The organism is Duganella paludis, from assembly GCF_054461335.1.
The window spans coordinates 1,536,972-1,558,841 of sequence record NZ_CM136922.1 but is presented as its reverse complement, the minus strand read 5'-3'; the positions used below and the strand labels follow the sequence as shown (position 1 = coordinate 1,558,841).

Here is a 21,870-nt window from a genome sequence, read left to right as displayed (position 1 = left end):
ATTCCACCGATGATCTTGCCCGGCCGCCATCGATAATGGCAAGGTCAAGACTAACCCACGCATCAGGCAGACCCCATGGCAGACGACAGCGACGCAGAAAAGACCGAACCCGCGTCAGCGAAGCGCCTCGAGCAGGCGCGTGAAGAAGGCGACGTTCCCCGTTCGCGGGAAGTGGCGACGTTTACCGTGCTGATGGCGGCCGGCGCCGGCCTGTGGATGACGGGCGACGGCCTGGTCGGCCAGCTGCATTCGGCCCTGGTGTCGGGCCTGACCCTGGACCAGGAACAAATTTTCAACGCCGACGTGCTGTTCCGCCGCATCGGCATGGACGTGGTGCGCGTGCTGATCGCCTGCCTGCCGTTGGGCGTGGCGGTGATGCTGGTGGCGCTGGCCTCGCCGCTGCTGGTGGGCGGCTGGCTGTTCAGCAGCAAGGCCTTCATGCCGAAGTTCAGCAAGCTCAATCCCGTCAGTGGCATCAGCAATATGTTCTCGAAGAACGCGCTGGTGGAGCTGGTCAAGGCGATACTGAAGACGGTGGTGGTCGGCTTCGTCACCTGGATGGTGGTGATGAAGTACAAGGATGCGGTGATTGGCCTGTCGGTCGAGCCGCTCAAGCTCGGCATCGGCCACACGCTCAATATGCTGGCCAGCAGCTTCCTGTTCATCGTCGGCGCGCTGGGCCTGATCGCCGCCATCGACGGCCCGTACCAGATGTGGCATTACGCCGACAAGCTGAAGATGACGCGCCAGGAGCTGATCCAGGAATCCAAGGAATCGGACGGCAATCCACAGATCAAGGCCAAGATCCGCCAACTGCAGCGCGAGATGGCCAAGCGCCGCATGATGGCCGACGTCCCGACCGCCGATGTGGTGGTGACCAACCCGACCCACTACGCGGTGGCGCTGAAGTACAACGACGGTATGCGCGGCGCACCGAAAGTGGTGGCCAAGGGCACCGACGAGGTGGCCGCCAAGATCCGCGAAATCGCCAAGGAGAACAAGGTCGCCATCCTGGAAGCGCCGGCGCTGGCGCGCGCGCTGCACAAGCATACCGAGATCGGCGACGAGATTCCGGAACAGTTGTACGCCGCCGTGGCTGAAGTGCTGGCCTATGTGTTCCAGCTGCGCGTGTTCAACCGTGGCGGCGGCAACCGTCCGGACGTGCCGAAGAAACTCGATGTGCCGCCGACCATGGACCCGCTCGATCCAGCTTTCATTCCCAAGCACGGCACGCCACCAGATTTGACTAACGGAGCACCAGTATGAACGCCCTCAGCAATATGAAGTTACCGCCATGGCTGCAAGGCCTGGCCAATTCGAAGAACAAGGGCAGCGTGGCGGCGCCGATACTGATCATCATGTTGCTGGCGATGATGATCCTGCCGTTGCCGGCGTTTGTGCTCGACATGTTCTTCAGCTTCAATATCGCGCTGTCGGTGATCGTGCTGCTGACTTCGCTGTACACGGTCAAGCCGCTGGACTTCATGTCCTTCCCGACCATCCTGCTGGTGTCGACCATGTTGCGCCTGTCGCTGAACGTGGCCTCCACCCGCGTGGTGCTGACCGAAGGCCACACCGGCGCCGACGCGGCCGGTAAGGTGATCGAGGCCTTCGGCCACTTCCTGATCGGCGGTAACTATACGGTCGGTATCGTGGTGTTCGTGATTCTGACCATCATCAACTTTGTGGTGGTGACCAAGGGTGCGGGCCGTATCGCCGAGGTGGGCGCGCGTTTCGCCCTGGATGCGATGCCGGGCAAGCAGATGGCGATCGACGCCGACCTGAACGCGGGCCTGATCGGCGAAGCGGAAGCCAAGAAGCGCCGCAGCGAAGTGTCGATGGAAGCCGAGTTCTACGGCGCCATGGACGGTGCCAGTAAATACGTGCGCGGCGATGCCGTGGCCGGTATTCTGGTGACCGTGATCAACGTGGTGGGCGGCCTGCTGGTCGGCCTGATCCAGCACGACATGCCGTTTGCCGACGCCCTGAAAAACTACACGCTGTTGGCCATCGGTGACGGCCTGGTGGCGCAGATTCCTTCGCTGATCATTTCGATCGCGGCCGGTATCGTGGTGTCGCGCGTGGCCAACGACCAGGACATCGGTTCGCAGCTGGTGGGCGAGCTGTTCGCCAAGCCGGAAGTGCTGTACATCACGGCGGCCATCATCGGCGGTATGGGCCTGATTCCGGGCATGCCGAATCTGGTGTTCCTGATGCTGGCCGGCGCGCTCGGTGGTTCGGCCTACCTGATGTCGAAGAAGAAAGTCGAGAAGGCTGCGGCCGAGACGGCGGCGGCGGAAGCCTCGGCCCCGGCTGCCGCAGCGGCGGCGGAGCAGGAGGAAGCCAGCTGGCAGGACGTGATGCCGGTCGATACGCTGGGCCTGGAGGTTGGCTATCGTTTGATTCCGCTGGTGGACAAGACCCAGGGCGGTGAGCTGCTCAAGCGCATCAAGGGTATCCGCAAGAAGTTTGCGCAGGAGGTCGGTTTCCTGGCGCCGCCGGTGCACATCCGCGACAACCTGGAGCTCAAGCCATCGGCCTACCGCATCGCGCTCAAGGGCGTGGAAGTGGGGACGGGCGAGGCTTTCAACGGTCAGTATCTGGCCATCAATCCTGGTATGGCCACCGGCACTTTGCAGGGCCTGGTGACCACCGATCCAGCCTTCGGCCTGCCGGCCGTGTGGATCGATGCCAGCGCGCGCGACCAGGCGCAGGGCATGGGCTACACTGTGGTCGATGCCGGCACGGTGGTGGCGACCCATTTGAACCATCTGATCACCACCCATGCCTCCGAGCTGCTCGGCCGCGCCGAGGTGCAGGCCTTGCTCGATCACCTGAGCAAGGAAGCGCCGAAGCTGGTGGAGGACCTGGTGCCGAAGATGATCCCGCTGTCGACCTTGCAGAAAGTATTGCAGAATCTGTTGACGGAAGGCGTGCATATCCGCGACATGCGCAGCATTATCGAAACCCTGGCCGAGCATGCGGCGCATACCCAGGATTCCGGCGACCTGACGGCGCTGGTGCGCATTGCGCTGGGCCGGGCCATCGTGCAGCAGTTGTTCCCGGGCGCTGGCGAGTTGTCGGTGATGACCTTGGACAATCGTCTTGAGCGTTTGCTGATGCAGGCGCTGGCGGCCAGCGGTGCGGACGGCACCGGCATCGAGCCGGGCTTGGCCGACACCATTGCGCAGCAGGCGGCGTCGGCGGCGCAGCAGCAGGAAGCGCTGGGGCTGACGCCGGTGCTGCTGGTGCCGGGGCCGTTGCGCGCGCTGCTGTCGCGCTTCCTGCGCCGCGCTTTGCCGCAACTGAAGGTGCTGTCGCACGCAGAGATCCCGGAAAGCAAAACCATCCGTGTCACGGCGCTGGTGGGCCAGCAACCAAGCTGAGTTTGATCCGGCCGCTATCGTCGTTCATCCGGGCAGTCTAGACTGCCTGCATGAACGACGACTACGACACGCCGTGGAAAGAAGTGGTCACGCGCTACTTCCCCGAATTCATGGCTTTTTACTTCCCTGATGCGCACGCCGCCATCGACTGGTCGCGCGCGCATGATTTCCTCGACCAGGAATTCGCGGCGCTGTCGTGCGATGCCGAGCTGGGCAAGCGCCTGCTCGACAAGCTGGTGCGCGTGTACCTGCGCGATGGCGGCGAGCATTGGGTGCTGGTGCATCTGGAAGTGCAGGGCTGGCGCGATGCCGCGTTTGCCGAGCGCATCTTCACCTATCACTACCGCGTGTACGACCGCTACCGGCGGCCCCTGGCCAGCATGGCGGTGCTGGCCGATAGCGGCATGCGCTGGCGGCCAGCGTCGTTCGGGTATCGACTGTTGGGCTGCTCAATGCGTTTGGATTTCCCGGTGGTCAAGCTGCGAGACTATGCGCAGGATATGGAATCCCTGATGAGCAATCCTAATCCGTTTGCCCTGGTCACCGCTGCGCACCTGCTGACGCAGCAGACCCAGCACCACTTGCATCAAAGGCGGCACGCCAAATGGCGTTTGGCCAAGCTTCTGTATCAGCGGGACTGGGACAAGCAGCGTATCATCGATTTGTACCGGATGATCGACTGGATGATGCGTTTGCCAGCGTCGTTGGACCGTCGGATCCGCTACGCTGTTCTGCAATTGGAAAGGAGGGAGACCATGACTTACATATCCTCAATTGAACGTATCGGAATGGAGATTGGCCGGAGGCAGGGGCTGGAGGAAGGGCGGCAGGAAGGACGGCAGGAAGGTGGCGCTGCGGTGCTGTCGGCTGTGCTGGCGAAACGCTTCGGGCCGCTCGATGCGGCTGTGGCGGCGCGGCTGGCGCGGGCCGATGTCGGGCAGATGTCGGCCTGGGCGCTTAACTTCGTCGATGCCCGCTCCCTGGACGAGGTTTTCCGCGACTGAATTGCGGCCCATTTCCACCCCTGTTCATCAGATCGTTTCCAGAGTGCATCGTCAATAATGGAAGCATAGGAGTGAAGGCGTCTCGCTGGAAGACGCACTGCTCGATATGCTTCCCTTGAGAGACGGTCATGAACGTTAAAAAATTTACCGCGTCCACTTCCCGCGACGCGCTGCGTAAAGTCCGCGAATCGCTCGGCCCCGACGCCGTGATCCTGTCCAACCGCCAGTCAGACGGCGTGGTCGAAATCCTCGCCCTGGCGAACGACGACGCCGCCTCGCTGGCCATGCCCGCACCGCACTCGCCGATGTCCGAACCGGCGCCTTCGCTGGACCTCGGTCCAGCCACCATCGCCAACGCCCGCATCGAGCCGCGCTTCGATGACGAAGCGTTTGCCCCGCGCGCCCCATTCGCCGCCCAGCCAGCCTTCCAGCCAGCGCCCCAGCCGGCACGCCAGGCCCCGGCCGCCAGCTTGCCGCAGCAGCCGCAGCACCGCGTAGTCGCCTCGCACTCGTCGCTGGCCACCAAGGTTGCCGCAGCAGCGGCCGCGCCGGCGCCAGCGCCAGTAGCGCAGCCGCAGCCGAAAGCCGCACCGGCGTTCGACGCCAGCCAGATCGCCGCCATGGTTTCAGCCGCCGTCGCCAGCGCCAAGCAAAGCGCGGCCGTGGAAATGAGCGGCATGATGAATGAAATCCGCGCCATGCGCGGCATGATGGAAACCCAGCTGGCCGAACTGTCCTGGGGCGCGACGCAAGCGCGTGAACCGCACAAGACCGCCGTGCTGCGCGCCATGCTGGCGGCCGGCTTCTCGGCCAGCCTGTCGCGCTACCTGATCGAAAAACTGCCGGCCAGCCAGCGCGACGCCGCCGACAGCCTGCGCTGGATCAAGACCGTCCTCACCCGCAACCTGCAAACCATGTCGAACGAAGACGCGCTGATCGACCAGGGCGGCGTGTTCGCGCTGGTCGGCCCGACCGGCGTCGGCAAGACCACCAGCACCGCCAAGCTGGCCGCGCGCTGCGTGATGCGCCACGGCCCGGACAAGCTGGCCCTGATCACCACCGACGCCTACCGCATCGGCGCCCACGAACAGCTGCGCATCTACGGCAAGATCCTCGGCGTGATGGTGCACTCGGTGAAAGACGAGGCCGACCTGCGCATCGCCCTGAAGGAACTGAAAAACAAGCACACCGTGCTGATCGACACCGTCGGCGTCAGCCAGCGCGACCAGATGGTGACCGAACAGGTCTCCATGCTGCAGGGCGCCGGCTCCGACGTCAAACGCCTGCTGTGCCTGAACGCCACCGCCACCCAGGAAACCCTGAGCGAAGTGGTGCGCGCCTACCAGGGCAGCGGCCTGGCCGGCTGCATCATGACCAAGCTCGACGAAGCGGCCGCGATCGGCAACGTGCTGGACGTGGTGATCCGCCAGAAGCTCAACCTGTTCTACGTCTCCAACGGCCAGCGCGTGCCGGAAGATCTGCACCTGGCCGATCCGGCCTACCTGATCGACCGTGCTTTCAAGCTGAAACGCGATGTCGCCGAAACCCAGTATCTCGATGCGGAGCTGCCTCTGCTGATGAGCAACGCCAACAACGAACACGGCGCGCGCGAGGTGCATCTTGGCTAATTTTAATTTCGACCAGGCCGAAGGCCTGCGCCGCATGCTGGCGGGGCCGCGTCCCCGCATCGTCACCTTCCTGTCGGCCGCGCCGCAGGACGACAAGGGTTCCATGCTGGTCAACCTGGGCGCCTCGCTGGCCCGCGCCGGCAACGACGTGCTGATCGTCGACGCCTGCGCCAGCGCCCACGGCGTGGCCTCGCGCCTCGGCGTCGACGGCGGCCACAGCCTGCTGAACGTGGCACGCCAGGAATGCGCGCTGAACCAGGTGATCCACCCGGTGCCGCAAGGGTTCTCTGTGGTGTCCATGACACGCGGCGCCATGCGCGCCGGCCCCGACGAAACGCGGCGCCTGGCCAAGGCCTTCGACGTCATGGCCAAGCAGACCGGCATGGTGCTGGTGGATGGCGAATTCGACGGCGACGCCTTCCCGGTGCCGGTGATGGCCAGTTCGGAAATCGTGGTGCAGGTGTCCAACAGCGCCGCCTCGATCAAGGCTGCCTACAGCATGATCAAGCGCCTGAACCAGGAACTGGGCCGCCGCCCGTTCGGAATTCTGGTCACCGGGGCTTCCGAATCGGAAGCAAAGGTGGTATACGATAATATGGCACAGGCAGCCAGCCGTTACCTGGCCGTCAACCTCGTTTCCATGGGGTCGGTGCCGGCGGATGAATACCTGCAACGTGCTGCGCGCTTGGGGCGCGCGGTGGTCGATGCGTTTCCGCTGGCCGGTGCTTCGGTCGCGTTTCGTCAACTGGCGGGACGCTTCGCGCTGGGAGGGAATAGCCAGCTCAGTGCGTAACTAGACACAATAAGACAAAAATTATTCGAATGTATACGGTAAAAGGGAAAGCGGACAAGGATACCTTACTGACGGAGCATATGCCGTTGGTCAAGCGCTTGGCCCACCACATGAAGGCGAAGCTGCCGCCCAGCGTCGAAGTCGACGATCTGGTGCAAGCCGGGATGATCGGCCTGCTCGATGCCATCAGCCGTTACGAAGAAACGCACGGCGCGCAATTTGAAACCTACGCGGTGCTGCGCATCCGCGGCGCCATGCTGGACGAGTTGCGCAACAGCGACTGGCTGCCGCGCTCGCTGCGCCAGAACATGCGCAAGGTCGAGGCGGCGATGTCCACCTTGCAGCAGCGCCTGGGCCGGCCGCCGAGCGAATCGGAAGTAGCCAAGTCGCTCAAGCTGTCGCTGGCCGACTACCAGGAAATGCTGGGCGACGGCGGCGGCCACCAGCTGGTCTACTACGAAGATTTCCACGACGACGACGGCAACGACAGCTTCCTGGACCGCTACGCGGCCGACGACGACGCCGATCCGCTGCGTTCGCTGCTCGACGGCGACTTCCGCCAGGCCGTGATCGACGCCATCGACATGCTGCCGGAGCGCGAGAAAATGTTGATGGGCCTGTACTATGAAGAGGAGCTCAACTTGAAAGAAATCGGCGCCGTGATGGGCGTATCGGAATCACGCGTATCGCAATTGCATACGCAAGCCGTGGCGCGCCTGCGCGCCTCACTGCGGGAGCGGTCTTGGACTGGGCCAGCGTAGCCGGCGTGCTGGTGGCGCTGGCCGGCATCGTCATCGGCCAGGGCCTCGAAGGCGGCAAGCTCAGCTCGCTGCTACAGCCGGCCGCCTTCGCCATCGTGGTGATCGGTACTTTGGGTGCGGTACTGCTGCAGACCCGCATGAAAACCTTTTTGCGCGGCCTGCGCATGCTGCGCCTGGTGTTCGCGCCGCCGCCCGACAGCCGCGCCGCGCTGGCGCGCGACATCAACGCCTGGAACCTGGCGGCGCGCCGCGACGGCTTGCTGTCGCTGGAGCGCTACATGCTCGCCTCCAAGGACAAGTTCAACACCAAGGGCCTGCGCCTGATCGTCGACGGCATCGCGCCGGACAAGCTGCGCCAGCTGCTCGACACCGAAATCACCGCCTATGAAACGGAAGAACGCCAGGCGGTGCGCATCTGGGAATCGGCGGCCGGCTATTCGCCCACCATCGGCATCCTGGGCGCGGTGCTGGGCCTGATCCACGTGATGGAAAACCTGACCGATCCGAGCAAGCTCGGTTCCGGCATAGCGGTGGCCTTCGTCTCGACGATTTACGGCGTCGGCCTGGCCAACCTGTTCTTCTACCCGATCGCCAACAAGCTCAAGGCCATCGTCACGCAGGCCGTGCACCAGCAGGAGATTGCGGCGGCGGTGTTCTACGACATCGCCACCGGCGACCACACGCGGGTGATCGACGAGCGCATCGCCACACTGTTGCGGGAGCACTGAGATGCAGCACCGGCGCGCGCGCAGGAAGTTCGACGACGAACCGGAGAACCACGAGCGCTGGCTGATCTCCTACGCCGACTTCATTACGCTGCTGTTCGCCTTTTTTGTGGTGATGTATGCGATTTCGGCGGTCAACATCGGCAAGTACCGGGTGTTTTCCGACGCGCTGGGCGACGCCTTCGGCGGCAAGGGCGCGGCCGAGCGGGTCAACACCGAAGTGCCCAATCTTCCCATCCCCAATCCGGCGCTGAAGCGCCGCACCGAGTTGCTGCGCAAGGAAAAAGAGCAGATGACCAAGCTGGCGCAGGACTTGTTGTCCACGCTGGCGCCGCTGGTCAAGGAGGGCAAGGTGCGGGTGACGCAGAACAGCCGCGGCGTCAGCGTCGAAATCAATGCCTCGGTGCTGTTCGATCCGGGTGATGCGCGCCTGACCAGCGAATCGACCGAAGCGCTGCGCGCGGTGGCCAGCCTGCTCAAGGCCGACAGCCACAATGTGCAGGTGGAAGGGCATACCGACAACCAGCCGATCGGCAATACGCGTTTCCCGTCCAACTGGGAACTGTCGTCGGTGCGCGCCAGCAGCGTGGTGCGCCTGTTCATCGATGCAGGTGTGGCGCCGGAGCGGCTGACGGCCGTGGGCTTCAGTTCCAACGTGCCGGTGGCGCCCAATGACACGCCGGTCGGGCGCGCCCGCAACCGCCGCGTGGCGGTGACCATCCTCTCGGGTATTCCCGATCCAAGCACGGAATTGCCGACGGCGCCGGCGCAATAAGAATTTGCGGGGAGGTCTTAGCCGGCCAGGAAGCCGCGGCTGCGCGGCAGGGAGGTCGAGATGCCGCCCGGGCCATAGAAGTTGTTGGCCGATCCGCCCGGCGGACGCAGCGCCTGCAGCGCGCCCTGGGTGTGGCCCATCTGCTTGTTGATCAACATGCCATTGACGCGGTTCAGCTCCTTGGCTGCACGCGTATGCTGCAGCAGCGCCTGCCACAGGCCGGCCGATTCCTCGCGTGCTACACCGCTGGCGGCGATCCACGCATCCATGCCGGCTTCCTCGGCGGGGAAACCACATTTGCCCAATGAACGGTGACGTTGCGCCGACAACAGGGTCATTTGCGTGACCAGCGCGGTCTTGCGGGTGGTGATGGCCGGCAGGCCTTCGATTTCCGCCGTCACCAGCAGTTGCTGTTCCTGGCGCAGCAAGTCCAACAAGGTGGACATGATTTGCTCTTCTTCGCGCAGGCTGTTCAGCGGGGTGACGGTGGTCATGATTATCCTATCGTTTTCGTGAGTGCAGCAGATCCTTGACCGTGTCGAGCAAGCCATCCGCTACTTTTTCCGAGTTGACCTGGAACTGGCCGTCGGCTATCGCCAATTTGATGCGTTCGACTTTTTTGGTGTCGAACACGGCATTGGCGCCGCCGGCAGAACTGGCCGCCATCGCCTGGCCTTGCGGCGACAGGCGCACATTGTCCGAGGCGACATTCGTCGCTGCGGTTTCCGCCGCCTTCTCCGCGCCGCGCGCGGTGGAGGAGGTGGCCGCAGGCGTCGACGGCAAGCCTGGCGTGCTCTTTAAAGTGTCATTAATTTTCACAGCAATTTCCTTCTCAGCTAGGAGTACGAAACTCCGGGATCTGAGTCGGTAACGGCGGCCTGGCCGTAAACTTTAGCGGGTCCGTGGTGCAGCTCGCTCAAAAAGCCACCTCCACCAGTCCGCCGCTCTTGGCGATGCCGGTGATTTGCTGGCCGGCGGCGGTTTTCACCTGCACCACCTGGCCGTCGCCGGCCGTGCTCATGGCGCGCGCCTCGGCCGATACGCTGAAGCCGTTGCCGGTCGATACCAGGCGCACCAGTTGTCCGGATTGCACCACCGGCTTGCTGCGCAAGGTATCAAGCCGCAAGGGAGTTCCTGGCGGCAACGAAACATTGGCGCTGCGGCCGATCACCTGGCTGACGTCGGTGGCTATCCCTGCAGGCAATGTTGTCAAATCGCCCTTGAGGATGGTCAGCTGGCCGGCGTCGATGGGTTGGCCCTGCACCAGCGGCGCGGCGCTGGCGACGTAGTCGCCGATCACCGTCACGCTGGCTTGAATATATACCGTCCAGGCCGATGGCGTCGCACAGCGCACGCCGACCGAGGTCTTGCCCCAAGCGCGCGCGCCGGGCATGAAGAAAGCTTGCGGCGCCGGGCAGGCGGCCAGGTTCAGGCGCGGATCGACGGCGCCCACGGTGATCGTGACTTGACCGGGCAGGCCGCCGGCCTGCACCTGCAGGAATTGCTCGACCGTGCCCTTGAGCGCGGCGATGTCCTGGCGGCCGGCCTGTGCGGCGGCGCCGTTGCACAGCGCGGCGCCGAGCAGGGCGGCGGTAATCAATAAGCGTGATTTCATGGTGAGCATAGTCGGTTCCCCTTCAATGTGGCCATCATAGTCCGGCGGCCTGGACTTGAAGCCTTGAATAGGATGGGAAAACCGGGGCTTATTGGCCGATGGTGACAAGTGGCAACTCCGTATCATCGAACCTGTCACCAATGTGGAAGAGGAGCGCATCATGCTCGGCAGCAAACTAGACAATTACCTGAGCTTCAATGAAACGGCGCTGAGCCTGCGTTCGGCGCGCCAGACCGTGCTCGCTTCCAATATTGCCAATGCGGACACCCCGAACTACAAGGCGCGCGATATCGACTTCAGCAGCGCCTTGAAGTCGGCGCTCGACAAGAACAACCCGAATGCCCAGCAGACGCTGAACACCACCGCCGCCAGGCATTACCCCAACCCCCTGCAAGACGCCGGTACGCTGGCCGACGGCACGCCGCTGCTATACCGCGGCGTGGTGCAGGGCGCGGTCGACGGCAACACGGTCGACATGGACGTCGAGCGCAACCAGTTCGCCGACAACGCCATTCGTTACGAAGCCGGGATCACCGCCATCAACGGCCAGATCAAGTCGATGCTGGCGGCGCTACAGTCAGGGAACTAATCATGTCGCTCTTTAAAATCTTCGATGTCTCGGGTTCGGCCATGAGCGCGCAGGCGCAGCGCCTGAACGTGGTGGCCTCCAACCTGGCCAATGCCGACAGCGCCACCAGCGCCAGCGGTGAAGCCTACCGCGCGCGCCAGGTGGTGTTCGAGGCGACCACGCCGACCAACGGCGGCACCTCGACCGGGGTGCGCGTCAAACAGGTGGTGGAAGACCAGTCGCCGATGAAAATGATGTACGACCCCAAGCATCCGGCGGCCGACGAAAACGGCTATGTGACCATGCCCAACGTGAACGTGGTCGACGAGATGGTCAACATGCTGTCGGCTTCGCGCTCCTACCAGACCAACGTCGAGACCATGAACGCGGCCAAAACCCTGCTGTTGAAAACCCTGACCATCGGTCAAAACTAAACAATAGAACGAGATCATCATGGCTATTAGCGGCATTATCGATACGCCCAAGGCGGCGGCCACCAACACGGTAGCGACCAAGACCACCACCGACACCACCAGCGTGCAGGCGGACCAGGACAAGTTCATGAAGCTGCTGGTGACCCAGCTGCAGAACCAGGACCCGCTCAATCCGATGGACAACGCGGCCATGACCAGCCAGCTGGCCCAGCTGTCGACCGTGACCGGCATCAACAAGGTCAACGCCACGCTGGAGTCGCTGCGCAGCGACATCACCACCTCGCAATCCTCGGCCGCGATCAACCTGATCGGCAAGGGCGTGCTGGTGGAAGGCAAGGGCATCGAGCTCAACAGCGTGACCGGCGACGACGGCAAGGTCACCAAGTCCAGCGTGTTCGGTATCGACCTGGCCTCGGACTCGCAGGCGGTGTCGATCGAAATCAAGGACAAGGCCGGCAAGACCGTGCGCACCATGAGCATGACCAATGCCGAGGCCGGCACTTACCCGGTCACCTGGGACGGCACCAAGGACGACAAGACCGTGGCCGACGCCGGCAGCTACACCTTCACCGTCAGCGCCACCAACGCCGGCAACAAGGTCACCTCCACGCCGCTGCAACTGGCGGCGGTCGCCAGCGTGTCGACCGGCAGTGGCGGCGTCAAATTGAATACCTCGCTCGGGCATTTCGCCATGAGCGATGTGAAAGAAGTTTTGTAAGCGCAGATTGTTCAAGTAGCACCAACAAGTCACACCTCATAGGGGAATAGCATGTTCCAACAAGGACTGAGCGGCCTGAATGCCGCATCCAAATCGCTGGATGTCATCGGCAACAACATTGCCAACGCCAGCACCGTGGGCTTCAAGAGTTCGCAGGCGCAGTTCGCCGACCTGTACGCCAACTCGCTCAACGGCGTGTCGGGCAACAACGCCGGTATCGGCGTGTCGGTTTCCAAGCTGGCGCAGCAATTCACCCAGGGTAACCTGGAGTCGAGCAGCAACCCGCTGGACGTGGCGATCAACGGCGGCGGCTTCTTCCGCCTGGTGGTCAACGGCGCCGTGCAGTACTCGCGCAACGGCCAGTTCCACGAGGATGCCAGCCATACCCTCGTCAACGCGCAGGGCGCGCAGCTGACCGGCTACCTGTCCAACACCGCCGGCGTGATCCAGCTCGGTTCGCCGGTGCCGTTGACCCTGGACAAGTCCGACCTGACGCCGGTGCAAACCACCGAAGCGAACTTCCAGCTCAACCTGAGCTCGGCGGAAAAGGTGCCGGCGACCAATCCGTTCGACGCCAATGATCCGACCAGCTACAACAAGCAGACCGTGCTGAACGTGTACGACAGCCTGGGCACCGCGCACATCATGACGACCTACTACGTCAAGACCGACGCCAACACCTGGGACGTGTACGCCGCCGCCGACAACAAGGAAATCGTCTCGGCCAGCGTGGCCGCCACGGTGGCCACCGACCAGCCGACCATCGATGCCCGCACCGCCTACAACGACCTGGTGAAAGCCACGCCGCCGGTGCCGGCCGACATCGCCATCGCGGCCGCCAACTACGCCACCGCCGCCTACAACGCCATGCTGACGGCCGCCTCGGTGCCGCCGGCCGCCGCCACCCAGGCCCAGCTTGATGCCCTGACGGCCGCCTACACCGCGCTCGACCCGGTGCCGAGCGGTTCGATCACCGGCAAGACCCCGGACCAGATCAACGCCCTGCTGGGCGCGGCCATCACCGTGCCGGCGGTCAAGGTCGGCACGCTGCTGTTCACCAAGAGCGGCGCGCTCGACCCGCAAGCCATGGCCCTGTTGCCGGTGCCGCAAACGCTGCCGTTCCAGATCCAGTTGCCGATCTTCCCGGACACCGGCGCAATAGTGCCGATGACGGTCGCCACCACCTTCGACAAGACCACCCAGTATGGCAGCGTGACCAACGACCTGGGCTCGGTCCAGAACGGTTACTCGGCCGGTTCCTGGCAGCGTTACTCGATCGACGAGAACGGCGTGATCCTGGGCCAGTACAGCAACGGCAAATCGCGCGCCATGGGCCAGATCGCCATGGCCAACTTCGCCAGCGTGGACGGCCTGACGCCACTGGGCAACAACGCCTGGGCCGAAAGCTCGAGCTCGGGTCCACCAACCATCGGCACGCCGAACGCCGGTTCGATGGGTCAGCTGCGCTCCAGCGCGGTGGAAACCTCGAACACCGACCTGACGGCCGAGCTGGTCAACATGATCACCGCGCAGCGCGTCTACCAGGCCAATGCGCAGACCATCAAGACCGAGGACTCGATCCTGCAGACGCTGGTGAACCTGCGTTAATGAGGTAAATCATGGACCGCCTCGTCTATACCGCGATGACCGGTGCCCGGCACGTGATGGAGCAGCAAGCCACCGTGTCGAACAACCTGGCCAACGCCACCACCACCGGCTTCCGCGCCCAGCTCGATACGTTCCGGGCGGTGCCGGTGGTGTCCGAGGGCTTGCCCACGCGCGCCTTCGTGACCGACTCCACGGTGGGCTCGGACTGGCGTGCCGGTCCGATCGAAACCACCGGCCGCGCGCTCGACATCGCCATCCGCGACCAGGGCTGGATCGCGGTGCAGTCGGCCGACGGTTCGGAAGCCTACACCCGCAACGGCAGCCTGAAGGTGACCGAGAACGGCATCCTGCAAACCAGCTCCGGCCAGACCGTGATCGGCGACGGCGGCCCGATCACGGTGCCGCCGGACACCAACGTGACCATCGCCAGCGACGGCACCATCAGCGTGATCGCCAACGATTTCCAGCCGGGGCCGTCCAACACGCTGGGGCGTATCAAGCTGGTCAATCCGGACACGAAGAACCTGCTGCGCGGCGACGACGGCCTGTTCCGCCAGGCCGACGGCACGCCGGCCCAGAACGACGCCACCGTGCGCGTGGTGGATGGCGCGCTGGAGGGCAGCAACGTCAGCCCGGTCGATTCCATGGTCAACATGATCAGCTTGGCAAGGCAGTTTGAAATGCAAATGAGCCTGATGAAGAATGCCGAGAATAACGCCGCAAAAGCCACCCAGATCCTCGCTTTGAGTTGATGACCTCTCCCGCATAATGCTTGCATGGGATGAGCTCATTGTTCATCCGGCATCGGGAGAAGCATCATGATACGTTCGTTATGGATCGCCAAGACTGGCATGGAAGCGCAGCAGACGCAGATGGACGTCACGTCCCACAATCTGGCCAACGTCAGCACCAACGGTTTCAAGAAGTCGCGCGCCGTCTTCGAAGATCTGCTGTACCAGAATATCCGCCAGCCGGGCGCGCAATCGTCGCAGCAGACCAATCTGCCGTCCGGCCTGCAGCTCGGCACCGGCGTGCGCACCGTGGCCGTCGAGCGCATCCACACCCAGGGCAATCCGCAGTCGACCGGCAACGATAAAGACATCATGGTCAACGGCAGCGGTTTCTTCACCGTGCTGCTGCCTGATGGCACCACCGCCTACACCCGCGACGGCTCCTTCCAGCGCGACAACAACGGCCAGATGGTGACCTCGGAAGGCTTCGTGCTGCAACCGGCCATCACCATCCCGATCACCGCCCAGTCCATCACCGTCGGCCGCGACGGCACCGTTTCGGTCAACGTCGCCAACGGCAACGGCGCCACCAGCACCCAGCAGTTGGGCAGCCTGCAGCTGGCCACCTTTATCAACCCGACCGGGCTGGAATCGAAGGGCGAGAACCTGTACGTGGAAACCACCGCCTCCGGCGCGCCGCAGCAGAACACGCCGGGCAGCAACGGCACCGGCACCATCCTGCAGGGCTATGTCGAAACCTCGAACGTCAACGTGGTGGAGGAGATGGTAAATATGATCCAGACCCAGCGCGCCTACGAAATCAATTCCAAGGCCATCACCACCTCGGACCAGATGCTGCAGAAGCTGTCGCAGATGTAAGGACCTGATCATGAAATCCTTCACCATCATTCTTGCCGCCACCGTGCTGCTGAGCGCCTGCCAGACCGCGCCGACCTCCATCGTGAATTCGCCGATGACCGCGCGCCCGCTGACCAGCGAACAGCTGCAGGCCGTGCCCAACAACGGCGCCATCTACCAGCCGGCCGCCTTCCGTCCGGTGTTCGAAGACCGCCGCGCGCGCCACGTGGGCGATGTGCTGACCCTGGTGATCACCGAGCGCACCTCGGCCAACAAGGCCGGCACCAGTGCGGGCAACAAGACCGGCAAGGTCAGCGCCACCTTGCCGAAGGGCCTGCAAAGCACCTTCGGCAATCCGCTCACGGTCGGCAGCGATAGTTCGTATTCCGACGGCGACAACCAGACCGCCAGCAACGCCTTCACCGGCACCATGGGCGTGACCGTGGTCGAGGTGCTGAGCAACGGCAACCTGATCGTGGCCGGCGAAAAGCAGATCGGCATGAACAAGGGTACCGAATACATCCGCTTCTCCGGCATGATCAATCCGGACAGCATCGCCACCGGCAACACCGTGCAGTCGACCGCCGTGGCCGACGCCCGCGTCGAGTACCGCACCGCCAACCAGATCGACCGCGCCGAGCTGTCGTCGATGGCGTCGCGCTTCTTCCAAAGCCTGCTGCCGTTCTGACCATCATGAAAACTACCCTCAAAGCCGCCGCGCTGGTCTGCCTGTCCGCCACATTGACACTTCTGGCGCCGCATGCCGGCGCCGAGCGCATCAAGGACCTGGCCAGCATCGCCGGCGTGCGTCACAACCAATTGATCGGCTACGGCCTGGTGGTGGGCCTGGACGGCAGCGGCGACCAGACCACGCAAACCCCGTTCACGGTGCAGAGCGTGATCTCGATGCTGCAACAGCTGGGCGTGAACCTGCCGCAGGGCGGTTCGCAGCTGCAATTGAAAAACGTGGCGGCGGTGATGGTGACGGCCTCGCTGCCGCCGTTCTCGCAGCCGGGCCAGACGCTGGACATCACGGTCTCGTCGATGGGCAACGCCAAGAGCCTGCGCGGCGGCACGCTGCTGATGACGCCGCTGAAAGGCGCGGACGGCCAGGTCTACGGCATGGCCCAGGGCAATGTGCTGGTGGGCGGCGTCGGCGTGCAGGCCGGCGGCGCTGGCGGTGGCGGCAGCTCGCTGACCGTCAACCACCTGAGCGTGGGCAAGATCTCGGGCGGCGCCACGGTGGAACGCGCGGTGGCCAGCAACCTGGGCGAGAACAACATCATCAAGCTGGAACTCAACAATGCCGACTTCGCCACCGCCAGCCGCATGGTCGAAGCGATCAACGACAAGTACGGCGCCGGCATCGCCTACGCGCTCGACAGCCGCGTGATCCGGGTGCAGGCGCCCAGCGGCAGCGACCAGCGCGTGAGCTTCATCGGCACGCTGCAGGACATGCAGGTCAATCCGGCCGAGCAGGCCGCCAAGGTCATCATGAACGCGCGCACCGGTTCGGTGGTGATGAACCGCGCCGTCACGCTGGAGACGTGCGCCATTTCCCACGGTAATCTGTCAGTATCGGTCAACGCCGACACGCAGGTCAGCCAGCCTAATCCGCTGTCGGGCGGCCGCACCGTCGTCACGCAAAATCCGCAGGTCGGCATCAAGGCCGACGGCGGCAAGGTGATGATGGTCAAGGGCGGCGCTTCGCTGGCCGAAGTGGTCAAGGCGCTCAACGCCATCGGCGCCACGCCGCAGGACTTGCTGTCCATTTTGCAGGCCATGAAGGCCGCCGGTTCGCTGCGCGCCGAACTGGAAATCATTTAAGCGGGTGCCACCATGGCCAGCCAGACTTCCACCTCCAACGACCTCAACGGCAAACTCGCGCTCGATGTGCGCGATATGGGCAGCCTCAAGCAGTCGGCCCGCGCCGGCAGCCCGGAGGCGCTGAAGACGGCGGCCACGCAGTTCGAGGCCATGTTCGTCAACATGATGCTCAAGAGCATGCGCGAAGCCACGCCGCAGGACGGCATGATGGACAGCCAGCAGAGCAAGATGTTCACCACCATGCTCGACCAGCAGACCAGCCAGAACATCGCCAAGAAGGGCATCGGCCTGGCCGACATGCTGGTGCGCCAGTTGTCGGCCAAGACCGACGCGGCCGCGCTCGGCATCGGCGGAGCGGGCGACGCCAGCAGCGCCAGCAACGCCGGCAGCTTTGCCGGTGCGGCCAGCCTGATGGACGCCAAGCTGCAGCGTGCGATTGCCGCCGCCGGTGGCAATGCGGCCGCGACCGCCGCCAGCAGCACCAGCCGCGTCGATGGCGCCGCCAGCACCAACAAAGGTTCGCAGGCGCCGCACGTGCGCAGCTTCCAGGAAAAGCTGTCGGCCCACGCCGAGGAGGCCAGCAAGGCCACCGGTATTCCGGCCAAGTTCATGCTGGGCCAGGCCGCGCTGGAATCGGGCTGGGGCAAGCGCGAGATCAAGGGCCGCGACGGCAGCAACAGCAACAACCTGTTCGGTATCAAGGCCACCAGCGACTGGAAGGGCAAGGTGGTCGAGGCCACCACCACCGAGTACGTCAACGGCAAGGCGCAGACCAAGGTCGAGCGCTTCCGCGCCTACGACAGCTATGCCGACAGCTTCAAGGATTACGCGCGCTTGTTGGCCAGCAATCCACGTTACGAAAAAGTATTGGCCAGCGCGGGCGACGCCAGCAGTTTTGCCCAAGGCTTGCAGAAGGCCGGCTACGCCACCGACCCGCATTACGCCAGCAAACTGACCAGCATCATCAAGCGCTCGCTGGCAGGATAGTCAAGTTTTCCCGGTAGCTGCCGTTACCACTCACATATAGAGTAAAAATATTATGTCCAGTCTCCTCAGCATCGGTAAAAGCGGCTTGTTGGCAGCCCAGGTAGGGTTGTCGACTACCGGCAACAATATCACCAACGCCAACACGGCCGGCTACAACCGCCAAGTGGCGATCCAGGGCGACACCGGCACCCAGTACCAGGGCTTCGGCTATGTCGGCTCGGGGACGGAGATCCAGGCCGTGCGCCGCTACTACGACAACTTTCTGGCCACCTCGCTGCGCAACGCCGAGTCCAACCAGGCCTCGCTGGACGCTTACAGCTCGCAGATCAGCCAGATCGACAACCTGCTGGCCGACACCACGGCCGGCCTGTCGCCGGCGCTGCAGGACTTCTTCAACGGCGTGCAGAACGCCACCGCCAGCCCGGCCTCGGCCGCCGCACGCCAGTCGCTGCTGTCGAACGCCGAATCGCTGGCCTCGCGCTTCCAGGGCATGAGCGCGCGCCTGAACGAGATCGCCTTCGGCGTCAACAACCAGATCAAGTCCAACGTCGGCGAGATCAATGCCTACGCGCAGCAGTTGGCCGACATCAACCTGACCATCGCCGGCCTGACCACCAGCACCGCCGCGCCGAACGACCTGCTCGACAAGCGCGACCAGATGCTGACCGAGCTCAACAAGCTGGTCAAGGTCACCGTGGTCCCGGGCGACAACAATATGCTGAACGTCTCGTTCGGCACCGGCCAGCCGCTGGTGGTGGCCAACAAGGCTTTCCAGCTGGCCACGTCCACTTCGCCGACCGACGTCAGCCGCGTGACCATCGGCTACGCCACTTCCTCGGGCGCCTTCAGCGAATTGCCGGACCAGGTGTTCACCGGCGGCCAGCTGGGCGGCCTGATGGAGTTCCGCAACGGCGCCATGGACCGCGCACAGAATTCGCTGGGCCAGATCGCCGCCGGCCTGGCCACCGCCTTCAACGCCCAGCACGTGCTGGGCCAGGATGAGAACGGCGCCCTCGGCCAGAATTTCTTCAACCCGATCCAGGCCTATGTCGGCACCAGCAGCCGCAATTCGCAGGCCAGCACAGCCGAAGTGACGGCGGTGGTGACCGACGCCAGCGCGCTGACCGCCAGCGACTACAGCGTCGATTTCGACGGCACCAATTTCAACGTCACGCGCAAGAGCGACGGCCAGATCACCCAGATCAATCCCTTCCCGCAGACCACGCCGCAGGTGATCGACGGCGTGGCCTACAGCATCAGCGGCACGCCGCAGCAGAACGACAACTTCCTGGTGCGGCCGACCTACAACGCCGCCACCGATTTCTCGGTGGCCATCAAGGACCGCGACAAGATCGCGCTGGCGGCGCCGATCGCCACCGCCGCGCCGACCGCCAACGCCGGCAACGGCAAGATTTCGGCCGGCACGGTCGACCAGAATTACCTGACGCCAGGCAACGCCTTGACCGCGCCGGCCACGCTGACCTTCGACAAGGCGACCGGCACCTTCTCCGGCTTCCCGGCCGGGCAGGACGTGACGGTCACGGCCAACGGCACGGCCACCGTGTATCCGGCCGGCACGCCGGTGCCGTACACGGACGGCGCCAACATCAGTTTCGGCGGCGTCAACTTCGCCATCAGCGGCACGCCGGCCGACCTCGACACCTTCACGGTCGGCCCCAACACCAGCGGCGTGGGCGACAGCCGCAACGGCGCCTTGCTGGCGGGTTTGCAGACGAAAAATATTTTGGACAACGGCAAGGCCACGTTCCAGACCACCTACGCCCAGATGGTCAACTTCGTCGGCACCAAGGCGCGCGAGTCGCAGATCAGCGGCACGGCCGCCGACGCCGCCGTCAAGCAGGCCACCAGCGCGCAGCAGAGCGTGTCCGGTGTCAACCTCGATGAAGAGGCGGCCAACCTGTTACGCTATCAGCAAGCGTACCAGGCCAGTGGCAAGGTCATGCAAGTGGCCAGCCAGTTATTTGACACGTTGCTCAGCCTGGGCAACTAGAAAGATAGGGTAGCACCATGGTGATGCGCATCAGTACCAGGACCATTTACGACGTCGGCTCGGCGCAGATTACCTCGCTGCAGACGGCCATGTCGCGCACACAGCAGCAGCTGTCCACCGGCCGCAAGAACCTCACCGCCGCCGACGATCCGATCGCCACCGCGCGCGCGGTGGAGGTCACGCAGTCGCAATCGCTGAACACCCAGCTGGCGACCAACCGCGCCAACGCCAAGGCGGTGCTGTCGACCGAAACCACGGCGCTGGCCAGCACCACTTCGCTGCTGCAGGACATCAAGGACCTGGCGGTCAAGGCCGGCAACGGCTCGTACACGCAGTCGGACCGCCAATCGGTGGCGATCGAGCTGGAAGCGCGGCTGGCCGACCTGCTGGGCCTGGCCAACACGTCGGACGGCGTGGGCGGCTACGTCTTCGCCGGGTACAAGTCGACCACCTTGCCGTTCACCAAAACCGCCGCCGGCGCCGACTACCAGGGCGACCAGGGCCAGCGTTCGCTGCAGGTCGGCTCGACCCGCACCATCCCGATCACCGACTCCGGCGCCTCGGTCTTTGAAAGCAACCCGAGCGGCAACGGCACCTTCGTCACCACGCCGGACGCCGCCAACTACGGCCGCGGCGGCACCGGCATCATCAGCGCCGGCTCGGTCAAGGACGCCACGCTGCTGACCGGCCACAAGTATCAGATCGACTTCCAGGTGGTGCCGGAGACGCCGGGCGTGCCCAAGCAAACCACCTACACGGTGACCGACCTGACCACCGGCAACCCGGTGCCGCCGGCGCCGGTGCCGGCGGTGCCGCAGTCCTATGTCAGCGGCCAGAACATCAGCTTCGACGGCGTGCAGTTTGACGTCAAGGGCGAGCCGGCGGACGGCGACAACTTCGCGCTCGAGCCGTCGACCAAGCAATCGATCTTCACCACGGTGCAGGGCTTCATCGACGCGCTGCGCGGGCCGGGCGATGGCGCCACCGGCCAGGCCAGCCTGAGCAACAAGCTCAACCAGTTGCAGGTGAACATCGACAACGCCACCGACAATGTGCTGTCGGTGCAGGCGGCGGTCGGCTCGCGGCTCAAGGAACTGGACTACCTCGACAGCTCGGGGGACGACTTGGGCCTGCAGTATGCGACCACGCTGTCGGACCTGCAGGACGTCGACTACACGGCGGCGATCTCGCTGTTCACCCAACAGCAGACCACGCTCACCGCCGCGCAGAAATCCTTCACCACGATGTCGGGCCTATCGCTGTTCAACTACATCAGCTAATTTTCTCCCGCCGCAAAAAAATGGCCAGCTGAAATCAGCTGGCCATTTTCATTTGCGCTTCAGCAATCAGGGTCAGCTCTGTCATTTGGACATTTGGGAACTTTCGTGTCACTGGAAAGTTCCGCAATGTCCGAATGACAGAGCTGACCCTAAATTGCTTT

General features: G+C 64.2%; 22 protein-coding genes. 19 read left to right on the top strand and 3 right to left on the bottom strand.

Going from position 1 to position 21,870, the window contains the following annotated elements:
• Positions 1 to 75: 75 nt before the first annotated feature.
• From flhB to motD, 8 genes are all read left to right on the top strand, one after another.
• Complete coding sequence (gene flhB / locus ACXZ1M_RS07000) at positions 76 to 1,266, top strand: flagellar biosynthesis protein FlhB (protein ID WP_459052467.1); 1,191 nt, start codon at positions 76 to 78, stop codon at positions 1,264 to 1,266.
• Positions 1,263 to 3,386, top strand: a complete 2,124-nt coding sequence (gene flhA, locus ACXZ1M_RS06995) for a flagellar biosynthesis protein FlhA (RefSeq protein ID WP_459052466.1) — start codon at positions 1,263 to 1,265, stop codon at positions 3,384 to 3,386. The genes flhB and flhA overlap by 4 nt, the downstream gene beginning before the upstream one ends.
• Before the next feature lie 50 nt (positions 3,387 to 3,436).
• Positions 3,437 to 4,390: an RpnC/YadD family protein gene (locus tag ACXZ1M_RS06990; protein WP_459052465.1), complete on the top strand. Its 954-nt coding sequence runs from the start codon at positions 3,437 to 3,439 to the stop codon at positions 4,388 to 4,390.
• Positions 4,391 to 4,518: 128 nt separating this feature from the next.
• Positions 4,519 to 6,018 carry a flagellar biosynthesis protein FlhF gene (flhF, locus tag ACXZ1M_RS06985; protein ID WP_459052464.1) on the top strand — a complete coding sequence of 500 codons (1,500 nt, stop codon included), beginning with the start codon at positions 4,519 to 4,521 and terminating at the stop codon, positions 6,016 to 6,018.
• Complete coding sequence (locus ACXZ1M_RS06980; RefSeq protein WP_459052463.1) at positions 6,011 to 6,811, top strand: MinD/ParA family ATP-binding protein; 801 nt, start codon at positions 6,011 to 6,013, stop codon at positions 6,809 to 6,811. Before flhF ends, ACXZ1M_RS06980 begins: the two co-directional genes overlap by 8 nt.
• Positions 6,812 to 6,840: 29 nt before the next feature.
• Positions 6,841 to 7,572, top strand: coding sequence for an RNA polymerase sigma factor FliA (locus ACXZ1M_RS06975; RefSeq protein WP_459052462.1), 732 nt, complete (start codon positions 6,841 to 6,843; stop codon positions 7,570 to 7,572).
• Positions 7,554 to 8,300, top strand: a complete 747-nt coding sequence (locus ACXZ1M_RS06970) for a flagellar motor protein (protein ID WP_459052461.1) — start codon at positions 7,554 to 7,556, stop codon at positions 8,298 to 8,300. The genes ACXZ1M_RS06975 and ACXZ1M_RS06970 overlap by 19 nt, the downstream gene beginning before the upstream one ends.
• A 1-nt stretch (position 8,301) precedes the next feature.
• Positions 8,302 to 9,072, top strand: coding sequence for a flagellar motor protein MotD (gene motD, locus ACXZ1M_RS06965; RefSeq protein WP_459052460.1), 771 nt, complete (start codon positions 8,302 to 8,304; stop codon positions 9,070 to 9,072).
• Between the two features lie 17 nt (positions 9,073 to 9,089).
• Here the strand turns inward: motD and ACXZ1M_RS06960 are convergent, their stop codons facing one another.
• From ACXZ1M_RS06960 to flgA, 3 genes are all read right to left on the bottom strand, one after another.
• On the bottom strand, positions 9,090 to 9,566 hold the full coding sequence (locus ACXZ1M_RS06960) for a flagella synthesis protein FlgN (RefSeq protein WP_459052459.1): 477 nt from the start codon (positions 9,564 to 9,566) through the stop codon (positions 9,090 to 9,092).
• Positions 9,567 to 9,573: 7 nt separating this feature from the next.
• Entirely contained in the window at positions 9,574 to 9,891 is a 318-nt protein-coding gene (gene flgM, locus ACXZ1M_RS06955) for a flagellar biosynthesis anti-sigma factor FlgM (protein ID WP_373988525.1), read from the bottom strand.
• 97 nt (positions 9,892 to 9,988) lie between these two features.
• Positions 9,989 to 10,687, bottom strand: coding sequence for a flagellar basal body P-ring formation chaperone FlgA (flgA, locus tag ACXZ1M_RS06950; RefSeq protein ID WP_459052458.1), 699 nt, complete (start codon positions 10,685 to 10,687; stop codon positions 9,989 to 9,991).
• 160 nt (positions 10,688 to 10,847) lie between these two features.
• On the opposite strand from flgA, the gene flgB reads away from it, so the two are divergent.
• From flgB to flgL, 11 genes are all read left to right on the top strand, one after another.
• Positions 10,848 to 11,276 carry a flagellar basal body rod protein FlgB gene (flgB, locus tag ACXZ1M_RS06945; protein WP_459052457.1) on the top strand — a complete coding sequence of 143 codons (429 nt, stop codon included), beginning with the start codon at positions 10,848 to 10,850 and terminating at the stop codon, positions 11,274 to 11,276.
• 2 nt (positions 11,277 to 11,278) lie between these two features.
• Positions 11,279 to 11,689: a flagellar basal body rod protein FlgC gene (flgC, locus tag ACXZ1M_RS06940; RefSeq protein WP_459052456.1), complete on the top strand. Its 411-nt coding sequence runs from the start codon at positions 11,279 to 11,281 to the stop codon at positions 11,687 to 11,689.
• Between the two features lie 19 nt (positions 11,690 to 11,708).
• Complete coding sequence (locus ACXZ1M_RS06935) at positions 11,709 to 12,407, top strand: flagellar hook assembly protein FlgD (protein ID WP_459052455.1); 699 nt, start codon at positions 11,709 to 11,711, stop codon at positions 12,405 to 12,407.
• 51 nt (positions 12,408 to 12,458) lie between these two features.
• Positions 12,459 to 14,015, top strand: a complete 1,557-nt coding sequence (locus ACXZ1M_RS06930; RefSeq protein ID WP_459052454.1) for a flagellar hook protein FlgE — start codon at positions 12,459 to 12,461, stop codon at positions 14,013 to 14,015.
• Positions 14,016 to 14,026: 11 nt separating this feature from the next.
• Positions 14,027 to 14,767, top strand: a complete 741-nt coding sequence (gene flgF, locus ACXZ1M_RS06925) for a flagellar basal-body rod protein FlgF (protein WP_459052453.1) — start codon at positions 14,027 to 14,029, stop codon at positions 14,765 to 14,767.
• Positions 14,768 to 14,833: 66 nt separating this feature from the next.
• Positions 14,834 to 15,625, top strand: coding sequence for a flagellar basal-body rod protein FlgG (gene flgG / locus ACXZ1M_RS06920; protein ID WP_459052452.1), 792 nt, complete (start codon positions 14,834 to 14,836; stop codon positions 15,623 to 15,625).
• Positions 15,626 to 15,635: 10 nt separating this feature from the next.
• Positions 15,636 to 16,292, top strand: coding sequence for a flagellar basal body L-ring protein FlgH (locus ACXZ1M_RS06915; RefSeq protein WP_459052451.1), 657 nt, complete (start codon positions 15,636 to 15,638; stop codon positions 16,290 to 16,292).
• 5 nt (positions 16,293 to 16,297) lie between these two features.
• Positions 16,298 to 17,431, top strand: a complete 1,134-nt coding sequence (locus ACXZ1M_RS06910; protein ID WP_459052450.1) for a flagellar basal body P-ring protein FlgI — start codon at positions 16,298 to 16,300, stop codon at positions 17,429 to 17,431.
• A gap of 12 nt (positions 17,432 to 17,443) precedes the next feature.
• Positions 17,444 to 18,418 (top strand): flagellar assembly peptidoglycan hydrolase FlgJ, encoded by a 975-nt coding sequence (gene flgJ, locus ACXZ1M_RS06905; RefSeq protein ID WP_459052449.1) that lies wholly within the window; start codon positions 17,444 to 17,446, stop codon positions 18,416 to 18,418.
• A gap of 52 nt (positions 18,419 to 18,470) precedes the next feature.
• Entirely contained in the window at positions 18,471 to 20,429 is a 1,959-nt protein-coding gene (gene flgK, locus ACXZ1M_RS06900; protein ID WP_459052448.1) for a flagellar hook-associated protein FlgK, read from the top strand.
• 17 nt (positions 20,430 to 20,446) lie between these two features.
• Complete coding sequence (gene flgL / locus ACXZ1M_RS06895) at positions 20,447 to 21,709, top strand: flagellar hook-associated protein FlgL (RefSeq protein ID WP_459052447.1); 1,263 nt, start codon at positions 20,447 to 20,449, stop codon at positions 21,707 to 21,709.
• The last annotated feature ends 161 nt before the right edge of the window (positions 21,710 to 21,870 follow it).

Coding starts and splice junctions, on each gene's coding strand:
- flhB (WP_459052467.1), top strand. CDS start 76: ATGGCAGACGACAGCGACGCAGAAAAGACCGAACCCGCGTCAGCGAAG.
- flhA (WP_459052466.1), top strand. CDS start 1,263: ATGAACGCCCTCAGCAATATGAAGTTACCGCCATGGCTGCAAGGCCTG.
- ACXZ1M_RS06990 (WP_459052465.1), top strand. CDS start 3,437: ATGAACGACGACTACGACACGCCGTGGAAAGAAGTGGTCACGCGCTAC.
- flhF (WP_459052464.1), top strand. CDS start 4,519: ATGAACGTTAAAAAATTTACCGCGTCCACTTCCCGCGACGCGCTGCGT.
- ACXZ1M_RS06975 (WP_459052462.1), top strand. CDS start 6,841: ATGTATACGGTAAAAGGGAAAGCGGACAAGGATACCTTACTGACGGAG.
- motD (WP_459052460.1), top strand. CDS start 8,302: ATGCAGCACCGGCGCGCGCGCAGGAAGTTCGACGACGAACCGGAGAAC.
- ACXZ1M_RS06960 (WP_459052459.1), bottom strand. CDS start 9,566: ATGACCACCGTCACCCCGCTGAACAGCCTGCGCGAAGAAGAGCAAATC.
- flgA (WP_459052458.1), bottom strand. CDS start 10,687: ATGAAATCACGCTTATTGATTACCGCCGCCCTGCTCGGCGCCGCGCTG.
- flgB (WP_459052457.1), top strand. CDS start 10,848: ATGCTCGGCAGCAAACTAGACAATTACCTGAGCTTCAATGAAACGGCG.
- flgC (WP_459052456.1), top strand. CDS start 11,279: ATGTCGCTCTTTAAAATCTTCGATGTCTCGGGTTCGGCCATGAGCGCG.
- ACXZ1M_RS06935 (WP_459052455.1), top strand. CDS start 11,709: ATGGCTATTAGCGGCATTATCGATACGCCCAAGGCGGCGGCCACCAAC.
- ACXZ1M_RS06930 (WP_459052454.1), top strand. CDS start 12,459: ATGTTCCAACAAGGACTGAGCGGCCTGAATGCCGCATCCAAATCGCTG.
- flgF (WP_459052453.1), top strand. CDS start 14,027: ATGGACCGCCTCGTCTATACCGCGATGACCGGTGCCCGGCACGTGATG.
- flgG (WP_459052452.1), top strand. CDS start 14,834: ATGATACGTTCGTTATGGATCGCCAAGACTGGCATGGAAGCGCAGCAG.
- ACXZ1M_RS06915 (WP_459052451.1), top strand. CDS start 15,636: ATGAAATCCTTCACCATCATTCTTGCCGCCACCGTGCTGCTGAGCGCC.
- ACXZ1M_RS06910 (WP_459052450.1), top strand. CDS start 16,298: ATGAAAACTACCCTCAAAGCCGCCGCGCTGGTCTGCCTGTCCGCCACA.
- flgJ (WP_459052449.1), top strand. CDS start 17,444: ATGGCCAGCCAGACTTCCACCTCCAACGACCTCAACGGCAAACTCGCG.
- flgK (WP_459052448.1), top strand. CDS start 18,471: ATGTCCAGTCTCCTCAGCATCGGTAAAAGCGGCTTGTTGGCAGCCCAG.
- flgL (WP_459052447.1), top strand. CDS start 20,447: ATGGTGATGCGCATCAGTACCAGGACCATTTACGACGTCGGCTCGGCG.